At 52.0% G+C, this 15,413-nt stretch carries 16 protein-coding genes; 7 read left to right on the forward strand and 9 right to left on the reverse strand.

What is annotated here, in order from left to right; all coding sequences use genetic code 11:
- Window positions 1-69: 69 nt before the first annotated feature.
- Entirely contained in the window at window positions 70-1,068 is a 999-nt protein-coding gene (zipA, locus tag ACJHWK_RS01425; protein ID WP_001520979.1) for a cell division protein ZipA, read from the reverse strand.
- 229 nt (window positions 1,069-1,297) lie between these two features.
- On the opposite strand from zipA, the gene cysZ reads away from it, so the two are divergent.
- The 5 genes from cysZ to crr all read left to right on the forward strand — a co-directional run bounded on the left by cysZ (window position 1,298) and on the right by crr (window position 6,178).
- Window positions 1,298-2,059 carry a sulfate transporter CysZ gene (gene cysZ, locus ACJHWK_RS01430; RefSeq protein ID WP_170886219.1) on the forward strand — a complete coding sequence of 254 codons (762 nt, stop codon included), beginning with the start codon at window positions 1,298-1,300 and terminating at the stop codon, window positions 2,057-2,059.
- A 184-nt stretch (window positions 2,060-2,243) separates the two neighbouring features.
- On the forward strand, window positions 2,244-3,215 hold the full coding sequence (cysK, locus tag ACJHWK_RS01435; protein WP_000034402.1) for a cysteine synthase A: 972 nt from the start codon (window positions 2,244-2,246) through the stop codon (window positions 3,213-3,215).
- A gap of 383 nt (window positions 3,216-3,598) precedes the next feature.
- Window positions 3,599-3,856, forward strand: coding sequence for a phosphocarrier protein Hpr (gene ptsH, locus ACJHWK_RS01440; RefSeq protein WP_000487600.1), 258 nt, complete (start codon window positions 3,599-3,601; stop codon window positions 3,854-3,856).
- Between the two features lie 44 nt (window positions 3,857-3,900).
- Window positions 3,901-5,628, forward strand: coding sequence for a phosphoenolpyruvate-protein phosphotransferase PtsI (gene ptsI / locus ACJHWK_RS01445; RefSeq protein ID WP_000623136.1), 1,728 nt, complete (start codon window positions 3,901-3,903; stop codon window positions 5,626-5,628).
- 40 nt (window positions 5,629-5,668) lie between these two features.
- Entirely contained in the window at window positions 5,669-6,178 is a 510-nt protein-coding gene (gene crr, locus ACJHWK_RS01450) for a PTS glucose transporter subunit IIA (RefSeq protein ID WP_000522247.1), read from the forward strand.
- Between the two features lie 41 nt (window positions 6,179-6,219).
- Here the strand turns inward: crr and pdxK are convergent, their stop codons facing one another.
- Window positions 6,220-7,071 carry a pyridoxine/pyridoxal/pyridoxamine kinase gene (gene pdxK, locus ACJHWK_RS01455; RefSeq protein ID WP_000096660.1) on the reverse strand — a complete coding sequence of 284 codons (852 nt, stop codon included), beginning with the start codon at window positions 7,069-7,071 and terminating at the stop codon, window positions 6,220-6,222.
- A gap of 104 nt (window positions 7,072-7,175) precedes the next feature.
- Here pdxK and ACJHWK_RS01460 point away from each other — a divergent pair, with 104 nt between their 5' ends.
- On the forward strand, window positions 7,176-7,544 hold the full coding sequence (locus ACJHWK_RS01460; protein WP_001520980.1) for a YfeK family protein: 369 nt from the start codon (window positions 7,176-7,178) through the stop codon (window positions 7,542-7,544).
- A gap of 2 nt (window positions 7,545-7,546) precedes the next feature.
- Here the strand turns inward: ACJHWK_RS01460 and cysM are convergent, their stop codons facing one another.
- From cysM to murR, 7 genes are all read right to left on the reverse strand, one after another.
- Window positions 7,547-8,458, reverse strand: a complete 912-nt coding sequence (gene cysM, locus ACJHWK_RS01465) for a cysteine synthase B (protein ID WP_001306253.1) — start codon at window positions 8,456-8,458, stop codon at window positions 7,547-7,549.
- Window positions 8,459-8,591: 133 nt separating this feature from the next.
- Window positions 8,592-9,689, reverse strand: coding sequence for a sulfate/thiosulfate ABC transporter ATP-binding protein CysA (gene cysA / locus ACJHWK_RS01470; protein WP_000021036.1), 1,098 nt, complete (start codon window positions 9,687-9,689; stop codon window positions 8,592-8,594).
- Entirely contained in the window at window positions 9,679-10,554 is an 876-nt protein-coding gene (gene cysW / locus ACJHWK_RS01475; RefSeq protein WP_000852686.1) for a sulfate/thiosulfate ABC transporter permease CysW, read from the reverse strand. Before cysW ends, cysA begins: the two co-directional genes overlap by 11 nt.
- Window positions 10,554-11,387, reverse strand: coding sequence for a sulfate/thiosulfate ABC transporter permease CysT (gene cysT / locus ACJHWK_RS01480; RefSeq protein WP_000458420.1), 834 nt, complete (start codon window positions 11,385-11,387; stop codon window positions 10,554-10,556). The genes cysW and cysT overlap by 1 nt, the downstream gene beginning before the upstream one ends.
- Entirely contained in the window at window positions 11,387-12,403 is a 1,017-nt protein-coding gene (gene cysP, locus ACJHWK_RS01485; protein ID WP_000290240.1) for a thiosulfate/sulfate ABC transporter substrate-binding protein CysP, read from the reverse strand. Before cysP ends, cysT begins: the two co-directional genes overlap by 1 nt.
- 170 nt (window positions 12,404-12,573) lie before the next feature.
- Window positions 12,574-13,365 (reverse strand): SDR family oxidoreductase UcpA, encoded by a 792-nt coding sequence (ucpA, locus tag ACJHWK_RS01490; protein WP_000517443.1) that lies wholly within the window; start codon window positions 13,363-13,365, stop codon window positions 12,574-12,576.
- Window positions 13,366-13,493: 128 nt separating this feature from the next.
- Window positions 13,494-14,351, reverse strand: coding sequence for an HTH-type transcriptional regulator MurR (gene murR / locus ACJHWK_RS01495; RefSeq protein WP_001520981.1), 858 nt, complete (start codon window positions 14,349-14,351; stop codon window positions 13,494-13,496).
- A 163-nt stretch (window positions 14,352-14,514) separates the two neighbouring features.
- Between murR and murQ the strand changes: the two genes are divergently transcribed.
- A complete protein-coding gene (murQ, locus tag ACJHWK_RS01500) occupies window positions 14,515-15,411 on the forward strand; it encodes an N-acetylmuramic acid 6-phosphate etherase (protein WP_001520982.1) in 897 nt (298 codons plus the stop codon).
- Window positions 15,412-15,413: the final 2 nt, after the last annotated feature.

The following is a 15,413-nucleotide window of genomic DNA, read 5'->3' on the forward strand; positions in this document are numbered from 1 at the left end:
TCGCACCATCAATGCTAAAAACCCCCGACAAGCGGGGGTTCGAAGAGGAGTTAATTTGCCTTAAGTGTATCAGGCGTTGGCGTCTTTGACTTCGCGGATGATGTCCTGGTACTCGCGCAATTTCTGCGGAGTCATCATACGGCGCTGATCGTCAAGCACTACACCGCCCACTTCATCGGCAATATGCTGCGCAGATTGCAGCATCAGCTTGAAGTTCTGCAGCTCGTCACCGTAAGACGGTACCTGCATAAAGATAGTGACACCCGGAGTAGTGAAATCCTTCATTTCAGGATCAAAGGTTCCCGGTTTCACCATATTCGCCAGGCTGAATAACGCCGGGCCGCTGCCATCCGGGCTAAGATGACGATGGTAAATATTCATATCGCCAAAAATGAAGCCCGCTTGTTGAATGCTGTTAAGAAGCAGTTCACCGTTTAGCTCGCTACCGTGATGCGCCGCGACGTTCATGATAATCACCGCTTCTTTGCGCTTCGGTTTATCCATAACTGGAGCCGGTTCCGCTACAGGCTCAGGCTGTGGTGCCGCTACGGGTTCTGCAGACTGGAAAGCCTGTTGTGCCGGTTGCGGTGCTGAATGCACTGGCTGCGGCGCTGACGCGACCTGTGGCGAAACTGGCTGCTGCAACGGCTGTTCAGGCTGCGGCTGATAGGCAGGCTGCTGCACGGGTTGCTGCACCGGCTGCGCTGGACGCGGAGCATGTTGCGGCGGTACCTGCGCTTCAGGCGGCTGCTGGACCGGTTGACGCGGCTGCGCAGACGCATAAGGCGGTTGGTACTGGTGTTGCGGCGACGGACGAGCAGCCTCATGCTCCTGGGCGTTAGCCGGGGCATGATTCACGCGGTGAACACGAACCTCACCAACGCCCTCATCATCTTCGACATCCTCGTCATAAGAATCGTCGTCACGTTTTGACTTCATTCGTTTTAATGGCCGATCGCGGAACATAGAAGATCGTTCTTTACGGCTGGTCCAGAAACCATGTACCAGTAAAGCGATTATGGCGATCGCGCCAACAATGATTAATATCAGACGCAAATCCTGCATCATTATATTCTCTGTTGTTCTAACACCTTGCCACCACGGCAAACATTTACTCACTAAGAGTATTTGCCGATTACCTCAAGTGCAAGTGCACTATTAACTTTCACAGCACAAAGATAGATGAAATCGTGCTTTTTGCTGTTTTTTCGAACATATCCTAACTGTCCATTGCGCAATTACCCGGTAAAATACGCAGAATTTTCCTGGGATTGGTCAAAAGGAGCTCATCCTGATTATGGTTTCATCATTCACATCTGCCCCACGCAGCGGTTTTTACTATTTTGCGCAAGGCTGGAAGCTCGTCTCGCAACCTGGGATTCGGCGTTTCGTTATTTTACCGCTGCTGGTCAATATTTTGTTGATGGGGGGCGCATTCTGGTGGCTATTTACGCAACTCGATGTCTGGATCCCGACTCTCATGAGTTATATTCCGGACTGGTTACAATGGCTGAGCTATCTGTTGTGGCCTCTGGCAGTCATCTCTGTGCTGTTAGTGTTTGGCTATTTCTTCTCAACGATTGCTAACTGGATTGCCGCTCCGTTCAATGGTTTATTGGCTGAACAACTGGAAGCACGATTGACTGGCGCTACACCGCCAGATACCGGGATTTTCGGTATCATGAAAGATGTGCCGCGAATCATGAAACGCGAATGGCAAAAATTTGCCTGGTATCTGCCGCGCGCAATTGTATTACTAATTCTTTACTTCATCCCTGGTATTGGGCAAACCGTCGCGCCGGTACTGTGGTTCCTGTTTAGCGCCTGGATGTTAGCCATCCAGTATTGCGATTACCTCTTCGATAACCACAAAGTGCCGTTTAAAGAGATGCGCACCGCCCTGCGCACACGCAAAATCACCAATATGCAGTTTGGTGCTTTAACCAGCCTGTTTACGATGATCCCGCTGCTTAATCTGTTCATCATGCCCGTTGCCGTTTGTGGTGCGACGGCGATGTGGGTCGATTGCTATCGCGATAAACACGCGATGTGGCGGTAACAATCTACCGGTTATTTTGTAAACCGCTTGTGTGAAACAGGGGTGGCTTATGCCGCCCCTTATTCCATCTTGCATGTCATTATTTCCCTTCTGCATATAGATATGCTAAATCCTTACTTCCGCATATTCTCTGAGCGGGTATGCTACCTGTTGTATCCCAATTTCATACAGTTAAGGACAGGCCATGAGTAAGATTTTTGAAGATAACTCGCTGACTATCGGTCACACGCCGCTGGTTCGCCTGAATCGCATCGGTAACGGACGCATTCTGGCGAAGGTGGAATCTCGTAACCCCAGCTTCAGCGTTAAGTGCCGTATCGGTGCTAACATGATTTGGGATGCCGAAAAGCGCGGCGTGCTGAAACCAGGCGTTGAACTGGTTGAACCAACCAGCGGTAATACCGGGATTGCACTGGCCTATGTCGCTGCCGCTCGCGGTTACAAACTTACCCTGACCATGCCAGAAACCATGAGTATTGAACGCCGCAAGCTGCTGAAAGCGTTAGGTGCAAACCTGGTGCTGACCGAAGGTGCTAAAGGCATGAAAGGCGCAATCCAAAAAGCAGAAGAAATTGTCGCCAGCAATCCAGAGAAATACCTGCTGCTGCAACAATTCAGCAATCCGGCAAACCCTGAAATTCACGAAAAAACCACCGGTCCGGAGATCTGGGAAGATACCGACGGTCAGGTTGATGTATTTATTGCTGGCGTTGGGACTGGCGGTACGCTGACTGGCGTCAGCCGCTACATTAAAGGCACCAAAGGCAAGACCGATCTTATCTCTGTCGCCGTTGAGCCAACCGATTCTCCAGTTATCGCCCAGGCACTGGCTGGTGAAGAGATTAAACCTGGCCCGCATAAAATTCAGGGTATTGGCGCAGGTTTTATCCCGGCTAACCTCGATCTCAAGCTGGTCGATAAAGTCATTGGCATCACCAATGAAGAAGCCATTTCTACCGCCCGTCGTCTGATGGAAGAAGAAGGTATTCTTGCAGGTATCTCTTCTGGAGCAGCTGTTGCCGCGGCGTTGAAACTACAAGAAGATGAAAGCTTTACCAACAAGAATATTGTGGTTATTCTACCATCATCGGGTGAGCGTTATTTAAGCACCGCATTGTTTGCCGATCTCTTCACTGAGAAAGAATTGCAACAGTAATGCCAGCTTGTTAAAAATGCGTAAAAAAGCACCTTTTCAGGTGCTTTTTTGTGGCCTGCTTCAAACTTTCGCCCCTCCTGGCATTGATTCAGCCTGTCGGAACTGGTATTTAACCAGACTAATTATTTTGATGCGCGAAATTAATCGTTACAGGAAAAGCCAAAGCTGAATCGATTTTATGATTTGGTTCAATTCTTCCTTTAGCGGCATAATGTTTAATGACGTACGAAACGTCAGCGGTCAACACCCGCCAGCAATGGACTGTATTGCGCTCTTCGTGCGTCGCGTCTGTTAAAAACTGGCGCTAACAATACAGGCTAAAGTCGAACCGCCAGGCTAGACTTTAGTTCCACAACACTAAACCTATAAGTTGGGGAAATACAATGTTCCAGCAAGAAGTTACCATTACCGCTCCGAACGGTCTGCACACCCGCCCTGCTGCCCAGTTTGTAAAAGAAGCTAAGGGCTTCACTTCTGAAATTACTGTGACTTCCAACGGCAAAAGCGCCAGCGCGAAAAGCCTGTTTAAACTGCAGACTCTGGGCCTGACTCAAGGTACCGTTGTGACTATCTCCGCAGAAGGCGAAGACGAGCAGAAAGCGGTTGAACATCTGGTTAAACTGATGGCGGAACTCGAGTAATTTCCCGGGTTCTTTTAAAAATCAGTCACAAGTAAGGTAGGGTTATGATTTCAGGCATTTTAGCATCCCCGGGTATCGCTTTCGGTAAAGCTCTGCTTCTGAAAGAAGACGAAATTGTCATTGACCGGAAAAAAATTTCTGCCGACCAGGTTGATCAGGAAGTTGAACGTTTTCTGAGCGGTCGTGCCAAGGCATCAGCCCAGCTGGAAACGATCAAAACGAAAGCTGGTGAAACGTTCGGTGAAGAAAAAGAAGCCATCTTTGAAGGGCATATTATGCTGCTCGAAGATGAGGAGCTGGAGCAGGAAATCATAGCCCTGATTAAAGATAAGCACATGACAGCTGACGCAGCTGCTCATGAAGTTATCGAAGGTCAGGCTTCTGCCCTGGAAGAGCTGGATGATGAATACCTGAAAGAACGTGCGGCTGACGTACGTGATATCGGTAAGCGCCTGCTGCGCAACATCCTGGGCCTGAAGATTATCGACCTGAGCGCCATTCAGGATGAAGTCATTCTGGTTGCCGCTGACCTGACGCCGTCCGAAACTGCACAGCTGAACCTGAAGAAGGTGCTGGGTTTCATCACCGACGCGGGTGGCCGTACTTCCCACACCTCTATCATGGCGCGTTCTCTGGAACTGCCTGCTATCGTGGGTACCGGTAGCGTCACCTCTCAGGTGAAAAATGACGACTATCTGATTCTGGATGCCGTAAATAATCAGGTTTACGTCAATCCAACCAACGAAGTTATTGATAAAATGCGCGCTGTTCAGGAGCAAGTGGCTTCTGAAAAAGCAGAGCTTGCTAAACTGAAAGATCTGCCAGCTATTACGCTGGACGGTCACCAGGTAGAAGTGTGCGCTAACATTGGTACGGTTCGTGACGTTGAAGGTGCAGAGCGTAACGGCGCTGAAGGCGTTGGTCTGTATCGTACTGAGTTTCTGTTCATGGACCGCGACGCGCTGCCCACTGAAGAAGAACAGTTTGCTGCTTACAAAGCAGTGGCTGAAGCGTGTGGCTCGCAGGCGGTTATCGTTCGTACCATGGACATCGGCGGCGACAAAGAGCTGCCATACATGAACTTCCCGAAAGAAGAGAACCCGTTCCTCGGCTGGCGCGCTATCCGTATCGCGATGGATCGTAAAGAGATCCTGCGCGATCAGCTCCGCGCTATCCTGCGTGCCTCGGCTTTCGGTAAATTGCGCATTATGTTCCCGATGATCATCTCTGTTGAAGAAGTGCGTGCACTGCGCAAAGAGATCGAAATCTACAAACAGGAACTGCGCGACGAAGGTAAAGCGTTTGACGAGTCAATTGAAATCGGCGTAATGGTGGAAACACCGGCTGCCGCAACAATTGCACGTCATTTAGCCAAAGAAGTTGATTTCTTTAGTATCGGCACCAATGATTTAACGCAGTACACTCTGGCAGTTGACCGTGGTAATGATATGATTTCACACCTTTACCAGCCAATGTCACCGTCCGTGCTGAACTTGATCAAGCAAGTTATTGATGCTTCTCATGCTGAAGGCAAATGGACTGGCATGTGTGGTGAGCTTGCAGGCGACGAACGTGCTACACTTCTGTTGCTGGGGATGGGTCTGGACGAATTCTCTATGAGCGCCATTTCTATCCCGCGCATTAAGAAGATTATCCGTAACACGAACTTCGAAGATGCGAAGGTGTTAGCAGAGCAGGCTCTTGCTCAACCGACAACGGACGAGTTAATGACGCTGGTTAACAAGTTCATTGAAGAAAAAACAATCTGCTAATCCACGAGATGCGGCCCAATTTACTGCTTAGGAGAAGATCATGGGTTTGTTCGATAAACTGAAATCTCTGGTTTCCGACGACAAGAAGGATACCGGAACTATTGAGATCATTGCTCCGCTCTCTGGCGAGATCGTCAATATCGAAGACGTGCCGGATGTCGTTTTTGCGGAAAAAATCGTTGGTGATGGTATTGCTATCAAACCAACTGGAAACAAAATGGTCGCGCCTGTAGACGGCACCATTGGTAAAATCTTTGAAACCAACCACGCGTTCTCTATCGAATCTGATAGCGGCGTTGAACTGTTCGTCCACTTCGGTATCGACACCGTTGAACTGAAAGGCGAAGGCTTCAAGCGTATTGCTGAAGAAGGTCAGCGCGTGAAAGTTGGCGATACTGTCATTGAATTTGATCTGCCGCTGCTGGAAGAGAAAGCCAAGTCTACCCTGACTCCGGTTGTTATCTCCAACATGGACGAAATCAAAGAACTGATCAAACTGTCCGGTAGCGTGACTGTGGGTGAAACCCCGGTTATCCGCATCAAGAAGTAATTCTTGCCGCAGTGAAAAATGGCGCCCATCGGCGCCATTTTTTATGCTTCCGCCAGCGGCGGCAAAATCAATTCATCGCTCTCATGCTGCTGGGTGTAGCGCATCACTTCCAGTACGCGCAACCCCGCACGGTGCACCGCATCGTTTAACGCCTTCCCTTTCAGCAAACCACTGATAAGCTGAGCACAAAACAGGTCGCCAGTCCCTTTCAGGTCGGTTTTTACCCGTGAATGGGAAATGACATTCACGCTGTCGGCACTGACCACCACCACCTGCATCTCCTGATTTTCTTCATTACCGGAGGCGCTGGTAATCACCACCCATTTTAATGTGTCTGAAAGCAGACTTTTTGCGGCAGCAATGGCACTGTCGAGATCGCGGCAATTTTTACCGGTCAGGATTTCCAGCTCAAAGATATTGGGGGTAATTCCCTGCGCCAGCGGCAGTAAATATTGTCGATACGCCTCGGGAAGGTCAGGTTTGACATAAATTCCGCTATCAATATCGCCAATCACTGGATCGACCATGATCAATAGGTCAGGATGATCTTTGCGTAGCGCAGTCAGCCACTCGGCAAGGATTTTGATTTGCGATGCCGTTCCCATATAGCCCGTGGTTACAGCACGAAGTTGGCGCAACGCATCACGCTCCTGAAGCGCACGCAAATAGCCGCTAAACCATTCGTCCGGAATCGCACCACCGTAGAAAGTGTCATAATGCGGTGTATTGCTCAGCAATACCGTCGGCACGGCAAAGACATTCAGGCCGTTCTGTTTGATAGCAGGCACGGCAATGCTGTTGCCTACGCTGCCGTACACTACCTGCGACTGCACGGCGACGATATCTGCCTGCAATGCCCTGCTCTTATCGTTAAACAACAACAAACTACTCATTTAATTTTTTCTCCTTGCCGATGATCCTCATCGTATTCCAACCGAAACTTTACCTGATTCTGGCAGTCAAATCGGCTATCACAAAACAAGGATAAGGTAATTCAATGAAGAAAATCATTTGTCTGGTCATTACGCTGCTAATGACACTCCCCGTTTACGCGAAGTTAACTGCCCATGAAGAAGCCCGTATCAACGCCATGCTGGAGGGATTAGCACAGAAAAAGGATTTGATATTTGTGCGTAACGGCGATGAACACACCTGTGATGAAGCGGTTTCCCACCTGCGTCTGAAGTTCGGCAACACGCGCAACCGCATTGATACCGCCGAGCAGTTTATTGATAAGGTGGCCTCGTCGTCATCGATTACCGGGAAGCCGTATATTGTGAAGATGCCCGGTAAGAGCGATGAAAATGCGCAACCTTTTTTACATGCGCTGATTGCGCAGACGGATAAAACGGTGCCTGCGCAATAATCTTAAATCCCCGCCCCCTGGCTAAAATGCTCTTCCCCAAACACCCCGGTAGAAAGGTAGCGATCGCCGCGATCGCAGATGATCGCGACCACCACCGCGCCGGGGTTAGCTTTTGCCACGCGCAGTGCTCCGGCAACCGCGCCGCCGGAGCTGACGCCACAGAATATTCCTTCCCGCACTGCCAGTTCGCGCATGGTGTTTTCCGCTTCTCGCTGATGAATATCCAGCACCTCATCCACCAGAGAAGCGTTGAAAATCCCCGGCAGATATTCCGCAGGCCAGCGGCGAATGCCGGGAATGCTACTGCCCTCTTCCGGCTGCAGGCCAACAATGGTCACCGGTTTGGATTGTTCGCGCATAAAGCGTGAAACGCCGGTGATAGTGCCGGTTGTTCCCATGCTGGAGACAAAATGGGTAATGCGCCCGCCAGTTTGCTGCCAGATTTCCGGCCCGGTGGTGGTGTAATGGGCGTAGGGATTATCAGGATTATTAAACTGATCGAGCAGCTTTCCTTCACCACGATTCGCCATTTCAAGCGCCAGATCGCGCGCACCTTCCATGCCCTGCTCTTTGGTGACAAGAATCAGTTCCGCACCATAAGCACGCATCGCCGCACGGCGTTCCTGGCTCATGTTGTCGGGCATCAGCAATTTCATGCGATAGCCTTTAAGCGCGGCAATCATTGCCAGCGCAATGCCGGTGTTACCACTGGTGGCTTCGATCAGCACGTCCCCCGGTTTAATTTCCCCGCGCTTTTCCGCCTCGACGATCATCGAAAGTGCCGCACGATCTTTTACCGAACCTGCCGGGTTATTGCCTTCCAGTTTCAACCAGATTTCACTGCCGTTATTAGGCCCCATTCGCTGCAACTTCACCAGAGGCGTATTGCCAATTGTTTGTTCTAATGTACTCACGATCTCTGTCCATACGTGGTGTTGCCTGATGCGACGCTTGCGCGTCTTATCAGGCCTACAGGTTACAAACCTTGCCATTAAAAAGCCCGGATCGCGGGAAGCGCCTCCGGGCGTTTAACATTCACTCAACCTATCAGGCGCTTTGTGCGAGAGCAAGTTCCTCATCGCGGGTTTCAATACGCTCGTCGCCGTTATACAGCCGCGCATGTTGCAGACCAACGAATAAACGCTCGCCACGTTGCGGGGCGTCGTCGCCGTGCATCACGACCGTCAGCGGTTCGTTGTACCACCCCAGCGGCTGCACGACTAATTGGGTGTAGTGGCCTTTCGGGCTGGCTTCCAGTACCTGTACCGGCAGCGGCGAATCGAGGCTGGTACGGCGGCTGATATCCACTTCCCACGGACGCAGGAAGAGATCCACTGGCCCCTGATACGCAGGTGTATAGCCCAGCGGCCAGCGATGTGCGCCAACATGGAACTGCCCGCCGCGAATGGTTCCCTGCAGGCGGTTCACTTCGCCCATAAATTCGAGTACAAAACGGGTCGCTGGTTCGCGCCATACCTGGTCCGGTGCATCAGCCTGCTCGATATTGCCCTGGCTCATCACCACTACACGATCGGCTACTTCGGTCGCCTCTTCCTGGTCATGGGTCACGAACACGCTGGTGAATTTCAGCTCTTCATGCAACTGACGCAGCCAGCGACGCAGCTCTTTACGCACCTGAGCATCCAACGCGCCAAACGGTTCATCAAGCAGCAGAATTTGCGGTTCTACAGCCAGCGCACGCGCCAGTGCCACACGCTGTTTCTGGCCGCCGGAAAGCTGCGCCGGATAACGATCCGCCAGATGGGCAAGCTGGACCATCTCGAGCAATTTTGTCACTTTCGCTTTGATAGCTGCGGCATTCGGGCGCTCGCGACGCGGCAGCACCGTCAGGCCGAAAGCGATATTGTCGAACACCGTCATATGGCGGAACAGCGCATAGTGCTGGAACACGAAACCAACTTTACGATCGCGCGCATGCAGGCGGCTGACGTCGGTGCCGTGGAAGCGAATATGCCCGCTGGTTTGATGCTCCAGCCCGGCGATAATGCGCAGCAGCGTGGTTTTCCCGGAACCGGACGGCCCCAGCAACGCGACCATCTGACCAGAAGGAATATCCAGTGAGATATCGTTCAGCACCTGGGTGCGACCAAAAGACTTCTTAATATTGGCAATCTCAATGCTCATGATGTTCCTCCTGCTGCGCGCGTTTTTCCTGATTCTCCAGACGCCACTGCAACATACTCTTTAAAAACAGGGTGATAATCGCCATCAGCGTCAACAACGCGGCAGCGGTAAAGGAGCCGACGGTGTTGTAGTCTTGCTCCAGCAATTCAATCTGTAACGGCAGCGAAAGTGTTTCGCCGCGAATCGAGCCGGAAACCACCGACACCGCACCAAACTCGCCAATCGCGCGGGCGTTGGTCAGCACCACGCCATAAAGCAGCGCCCAGCGGATGTTCGGCAGCGTGACGCGGCGAAACATCTGCCAGCCAGATGCGCCCAGCAAAATCGCCGCTTCGTCTTCCTGGCTGCCCTGGCTTAACATCACCGGCACCAGCTCACGCACCACAAACGGACACGTCACGAAGATGGTGACCAGCACCATTCCCGGCCAGGAGAACATAATTTGCAGATTATGTTCATCCAGCCAGCCGCCGAGCGGGCCGTTAGAGCCGTAAAACAGCAGATACACCAGACCGGCAACCACCGGCGACACGGCAAACGGAATGTCCAGCAGCGTCAGCAGCAACTGGCGTCCGGGGAAGTTAAAGCGCGTCACCAGCCATGCCAGCAGAATGCCGAACACCAGGTTCACCGGCACGGCAATCAGCGCAATCATCACCGTCAGCCAGATGGCGTGCAGCATGTCCGGATCGGCCAGATTCTGTAAAACTGGCATCAGCCCTTTACTGAACGCCTGCACAAAGATGTAAATCATCGGCACCAGCAGGATGAACGCCGAAACCAGCATCCCGATGCCAATCAGAAACCATTTGCCCCAGTTAATCGGGCGCGCGTCATAACGCTTCAACTGTGTCACTTCCGCCATTAATGACCTACCACACGCCGACCAAAGCGACTTTGCAGAGTGTTAATTGAGAACAGCAGCAGCAGGGATGCCGCGAGGATCACCGAAGCAATCGCGCTCGCCGCCGGGTAATCAAACTCCTGTAAGCGAACAAAAATCATCAGCGACGTCACTTCTGTCTTCCAGGCGATGTTCCCGGCGATAAAAATCACCGCGCCAAATTCACCAAGACTACGGGTAAACGACAGCGCCACGCCCGCCACCAGCGCCGGAGATAGCTCCGGCAGCACCACTTTGCAGAAACTCTGCCAGCGCGTTGCGCCGAGCGTTTCCGCCGCTTCTTCATATTCCGGGCCTAACTCTTCCAGCACCGGCTGCACGGTACGCACCACAAACGGAATGCTGGTAAAGGCCATCGCCACCGCAATCCCCAGCCAGGTATAGGTGACTTTGATATCAAACTTCGCCAGCCATTCACCGTAAAAACCGTTCACGGAAAAGAGCGAGGCCAGCGTCAAACCGGCTACCGCCGTCGGTAGCGCAAAGGGTAAATCCATCAGCGCATCAAGCAGCGTGCGGCCCGGAAAGCGATAACGGGTTAAAATCCACGCCATCAGCAGGCCGAAAACGCCGTTAAAAATTGATGCCACAAACGCCGACAGCAGTGTCACTTTGTAGGCCGCGACTACCTGCGGGTTGGTGATCACCTCCCAGTACTGCGCCCAGCTCATCTCAGAGAGCTGCATCACCAGCGCGGAGAGCGGCAGCAGCAAAATCAGGCACACAAACAGCAGACTGGTGCCGAGGCTTAAGGTAAAGCCCGGCAGCACGCGTCTTGATGAAACTGCAAACATTAATTACGCCCCGCCGCTAACAGCTTGTCCAACTCGCCGCCGCTGGTGAAGTGGGTTTTCATCACTTCCGGCCAGGAGCCAAATTTGTCTTCCACGCGGAACAGTTCGGTCTGCGGGAATTTGTCTTTCAGTTTGTCCATGACTTCCGGGTTATTTACGCGGTAGTAATAGTCGGTGATGATGGTTTGCGCCTGCGGGCTGTAGAGCCAGTTCAGGTAAGCTTTTGCTGCTTTTTCCGTACCGTTGGCCTGCACGTTTTTATCGACCCACGCCACCGGGAATTCCGCCAGAATATTGGTTTTCGGAATCACCACTTCAAAGCCCTGCGCTTCATACTGTTTACGAATGTTGTTTACTTCCGATTCAAAGCTAATCAGTACATCGCCCAGCCCGCGCTCGGCAAAGGTGGTGGTCGCGCCACGACCGCCGGTATCGAACACTTCAACGTTTTTCAGGAACTGGGTCATAAACTGTTCGGTTTTGGCTTTGTCGCCACCGTCAGCTTTATCCGCTGCACCCCATGCCGCCAGATAGGTGTAACGTGCGTTACCCGACGTTTTCGGGTTCGGGAAAATCAGCTTTACGTCGGAGCGCACCAGATCGTTCCAGTCGTGGATATTCTTCGGGTTACCCTTACGCACCAGGAAGCCCATGGTGGAGTAGAACGGCGAGCTGTTATTCGGCAGGCGCGTTTGCCAGTCGGCCGGGATCAGCTTGCCTTTGTCGTGCAGGATTTGTACGTCAGTCACCTGGTTATAAGTGACAACGTCGGCTTTTAAGCCCTGCAAAATCGCCAGCGCCTGTTTTGATGACCCGGCATGAGATTGTTTTATCGTCAGTTTGTCGCCGCCGTTATCTTTGGCCCATTGTTGCTCAAACGGCGGATTCAGGGCGGCAAACAGCTCGCGGGAGACGTCATAAGAACTGTTCAGCAGTTCCGTTGCCTGTACATGGCCCGCCAGCAGCAGAGAAGCGACCAGCGCGAGTGAGTTCTTTTTCAGTAAGTTAACGGCCATTGCGCACCCTTATAAATTTAATGACTTTCTAATAGCCATCATATTTATAACGGACGTGAAAGGAGTAACGGTTTTATATACCGTTTGGTGATTTGGAAGTTGAAAAGGGAATAAGAACCGGGTTCAAGACGAAATCCTCCCCACAAATGCAGGGAGGAAACAGAGGTGAATCAGATGCCGACGCTAACCGTCTCCGGCAGTGTGCTGCCGCCATCAATCACATTCTGTGTACCGGTTAAATAACTTGATTCATCCGATGCGAGGAAGGCTGCCAGTTCGCCGACTTCCAGCGGATCGGCGAGGCGACGCATCGGGATTGCTTTTGCCATTTCAGTCAGCACCGATTCTGGATCTTCCGGGTTCGACTGGCGGGCAATGCTTTCCGCCATTGGCGTGCGTACGTATCCCGGGCAGATGGCGTTAACGCGAATACCAGACTGCGCGTACTCCACCGCCAGCGATTTAGTCAGGCCAACAATCGCCGCTTTCGTTAAGGCATACGCCGTTTCACCCGGATCGGCCACCATATCGCCAGTGACTGAAGACATCATCACAATGCGACCATCTTTGCGGGCAATCATCTCCGGCAGCACCGCCTTCGTGACGTTCCATACGCCTTTAATATTGATATCAATATGGAAATCGCGATCTTCATCGCTCATATCGAGGAAACTGCCCAGACGACAAACGCCTGCGTTATTCACCAGGATATCAATGCGCCCTTCTTTTTCCTTCGCGCGCTTGATAGCTGCGGCGACCGACGCCGGGTCACGCACATCGGCGACAACCGCCGTACAGCGATGACCACGACCACACAGTTCGTCCGCCAGCTTTTCGATCTCAGGGGAGATATCCAGCAAGATTAGGTTTGCGCCATGACGCGCAAAAGTTCTGGCAATTCCTTCGCCAATTCCCTGCAATGCGCCCGTAATCAGTGCTGTCTTGCCCGTGAGTTTACCCATTTTAATGCTCTCCTTGTTAATACAGAGCGTTACACTCCATTCCCTCTGAAAATACAGGATAAACAAAATATTGCTGCGGATCAGCTCACTAATTCAGGAAAATCTCAATCCAGTCGCTGCTTTATGCATCATTTCAGGCGTTGCGTTAGCTCACTGCTGCGCTCAATCATTTTCAATGACTCCACATCATTGAGTTGCACAAGGCCAACAAACAGTAAATCGGTAACAGAATTTTGCGCCGTGCGGGTGGACATCGACGAGCTGCGCCATTCGGTTTCGCCAGAAACGGTATCGAGAGTGTAATGCGCCAGCCGCCGCAGCGGGGAATCGGTTAATGAGGTAATGGCAATCACCGTTGCCCCCTGCTTTCGCGCTGCCTCGGCGCACAAGACAATCTCTTTTTTACTGCCGCTGTAAGAGATAGCGATTTGTACATCGCCTTTTTTCAGCGCCTGGGAAACGGTGGCTTGTACATGCGTGTCAGCTTCACAGGCCACACGATAACCAATTTTCATCAGTTTGAATGAAAGATCGCGCCCCACCAGCGCCGACCCGCCCAGGCCCGTTATCTGGATAAATGGCGCTTTACTGATGACCTCAATGATTTTTTGCAGCCGCGCGTAGTCGAACAACGCGCAGGTTTGCTCCAGCGCCAGCTCTTTTTCGCGATTCAGTTTGCGGGCAATCACTTCCAGCGAATCATCACTGGTAATCGAACTGTGCAGGTGCAGCGCCGTGGCATTCGTTTTCTCCCGGCTGGCACTGTATTCGCCAATTAACGCCATACGCAATTCAGTAAATCCTTGCGCGCCGAGCTTCTGGGCAAACTTCACAATACTCGACTGGCTGATGCCGAGCAGTTTCGCCATCTTGCGCGAAGAGACAGATTTCAGCTCACTCACATTAGCCCGCAGAAAGTCAGCAATTTTTTGCTCGTTCCCGGTAAATTCACTTTCCGCATTGCGTATTTTCGTCAGGTACAACATCTTCCACTCTCCTGGGCTGGCAGCAAAAATTCCGCTTAAGTTCTTATGACGCTCTTCACACTCTGCGAGTGTAGACTCAATGATTCCTTTAAGTCTGTCAATTCGGGATATATGATTCCATACATCTGCAATTATTTGATCGTAAATAGTAAGGTCACCACCGATGCAACTTGAAAAGATGATTACCGAAGGCTCGAACGCCGCCTCAGCTGAAATTGACCGCGTATCAACGCTGGAAATGTGCCGGATTATCAACGATGAAGATAAAACCGTGCCGCTTGCCGTTGAGCGCGTACTGCCGGATATCGCCGCGGCGATCGATGTTATCCACGCCCAGGTAAGCGGCGGCGGGCGTCTGATTTATCTCGGTGCGGGAACATCCGGTCGTCTGGGTATTCTTGATGCCAGTGAATGTCCGCCGACCTACGGCGTGAAACCGGGCCTGGTAGTTGGTTTGATTGCTGGCGGCGAATATGCCATTCAGCACGCGGTGGAAGGCGCGGAAGATAGCCGGGAAGGCGGCGTTAACGATCTGAAAAATATTAATTTAACGGCACAGGATGTGGTGGTCGGTATTGCCGCCAGCGGTCGTACGCCGTATGTGATTGCCGGACTGGAATACGCCCGCCAGCTCGGTTGCCGCACAGTGGGAATTTCCTGTAATCCCGGGAGCGCCGTTTCAACCACCGCTGAGTTTGCCATTACGCCAGTTGTTGGGGCCGAAGTGGTCACAGGTTCTTCGCGAATGAAAGCAGGTACGGCGCAGAAACTGGTGCTCAATATGCTCTCCACCGGGCTGATGATTAAATCCGGCAAAGTGTTCGGCAACCTGATGGTCGATGTGGTCGCCACCAACGAAAAATTGCATGTGCGCCAGGTCAATATCGTCAAAAACGCTACCGGATGTAGCGCAGAGCAAGCGGAAGCGGCATTGGTTGCCTGCGAGCGCAACTGTAAAACGGCCATTGTGATGGTGCTGAAAAATCTCGATGCCGCAGAAGCTAAAAAACGCCTTGATCAACACGGCGGCTTTATTCGTCAGGTTTTAGACAAGGAATAACC

The sequence above is a fragment of the Escherichia sp. WS547 genome (assembly GCF_046486065.1).
GTDB lineage: Bacteria > Pseudomonadota > Gammaproteobacteria > Enterobacterales > Enterobacteriaceae > Escherichia > Escherichia coli.

What these genes read in the sequence shown, in the direction of transcription:
- zipA (WP_001520979.1), bottom strand. Translation starts at nt 1,068, where the DNA reads ATGATGCAGGATTTGCGTCTGATATTAATCATTGTTGGCGCGATCGCC.
- cysZ (WP_170886219.1), top strand. Translation starts at nt 1,298, where the DNA reads ATGGTTTCATCATTCACATCTGCCCCACGCAGCGGTTTTTACTATTTT.
- cysK (WP_000034402.1), top strand. Translation starts at nt 2,244, where the DNA reads ATGAGTAAGATTTTTGAAGATAACTCGCTGACTATCGGTCACACGCCG.
- ptsH (WP_000487600.1), top strand. Translation starts at nt 3,599, where the DNA reads ATGTTCCAGCAAGAAGTTACCATTACCGCTCCGAACGGTCTGCACACC.
- ptsI (WP_000623136.1), top strand. Translation starts at nt 3,901, where the DNA reads ATGATTTCAGGCATTTTAGCATCCCCGGGTATCGCTTTCGGTAAAGCT.
- crr (WP_000522247.1), top strand. Translation starts at nt 5,669, where the DNA reads ATGGGTTTGTTCGATAAACTGAAATCTCTGGTTTCCGACGACAAGAAG.
- pdxK (WP_000096660.1), bottom strand. Translation starts at nt 7,071, where the DNA reads ATGAGTAGTTTGTTGTTGTTTAACGATAAGAGCAGGGCATTGCAGGCA.
- ACJHWK_RS01460 (WP_001520980.1), top strand. Translation starts at nt 7,176, where the DNA reads ATGAAGAAAATCATTTGTCTGGTCATTACGCTGCTAATGACACTCCCC.
- cysA (WP_000021036.1), bottom strand. Translation starts at nt 9,689, where the DNA reads ATGAGCATTGAGATTGCCAATATTAAGAAGTCTTTTGGTCGCACCCAG.
- cysW (WP_000852686.1), bottom strand. Translation starts at nt 10,554, where the DNA reads ATGGCGGAAGTGACACAGTTGAAGCGTTATGACGCGCGCCCGATTAAC.
- cysT (WP_000458420.1), bottom strand. Translation starts at nt 11,387, where the DNA reads ATGTTTGCAGTTTCATCAAGACGCGTGCTGCCGGGCTTTACCTTAAGC.
- cysP (WP_000290240.1), bottom strand. Translation starts at nt 12,403, where the DNA reads ATGGCCGTTAACTTACTGAAAAAGAACTCACTCGCGCTGGTCGCTTCT.
- ucpA (WP_000517443.1), bottom strand. Translation starts at nt 13,365, where the DNA reads ATGGGTAAACTCACGGGCAAGACAGCACTGATTACGGGCGCATTGCAG.
- murR (WP_001520981.1), bottom strand. Translation starts at nt 14,351, where the DNA reads ATGTTGTACCTGACGAAAATACGCAATGCGGAAAGTGAATTTACCGGG.
- murQ (WP_001520982.1), top strand. Translation starts at nt 14,515, where the DNA reads ATGCAACTTGAAAAGATGATTACCGAAGGCTCGAACGCCGCCTCAGCT.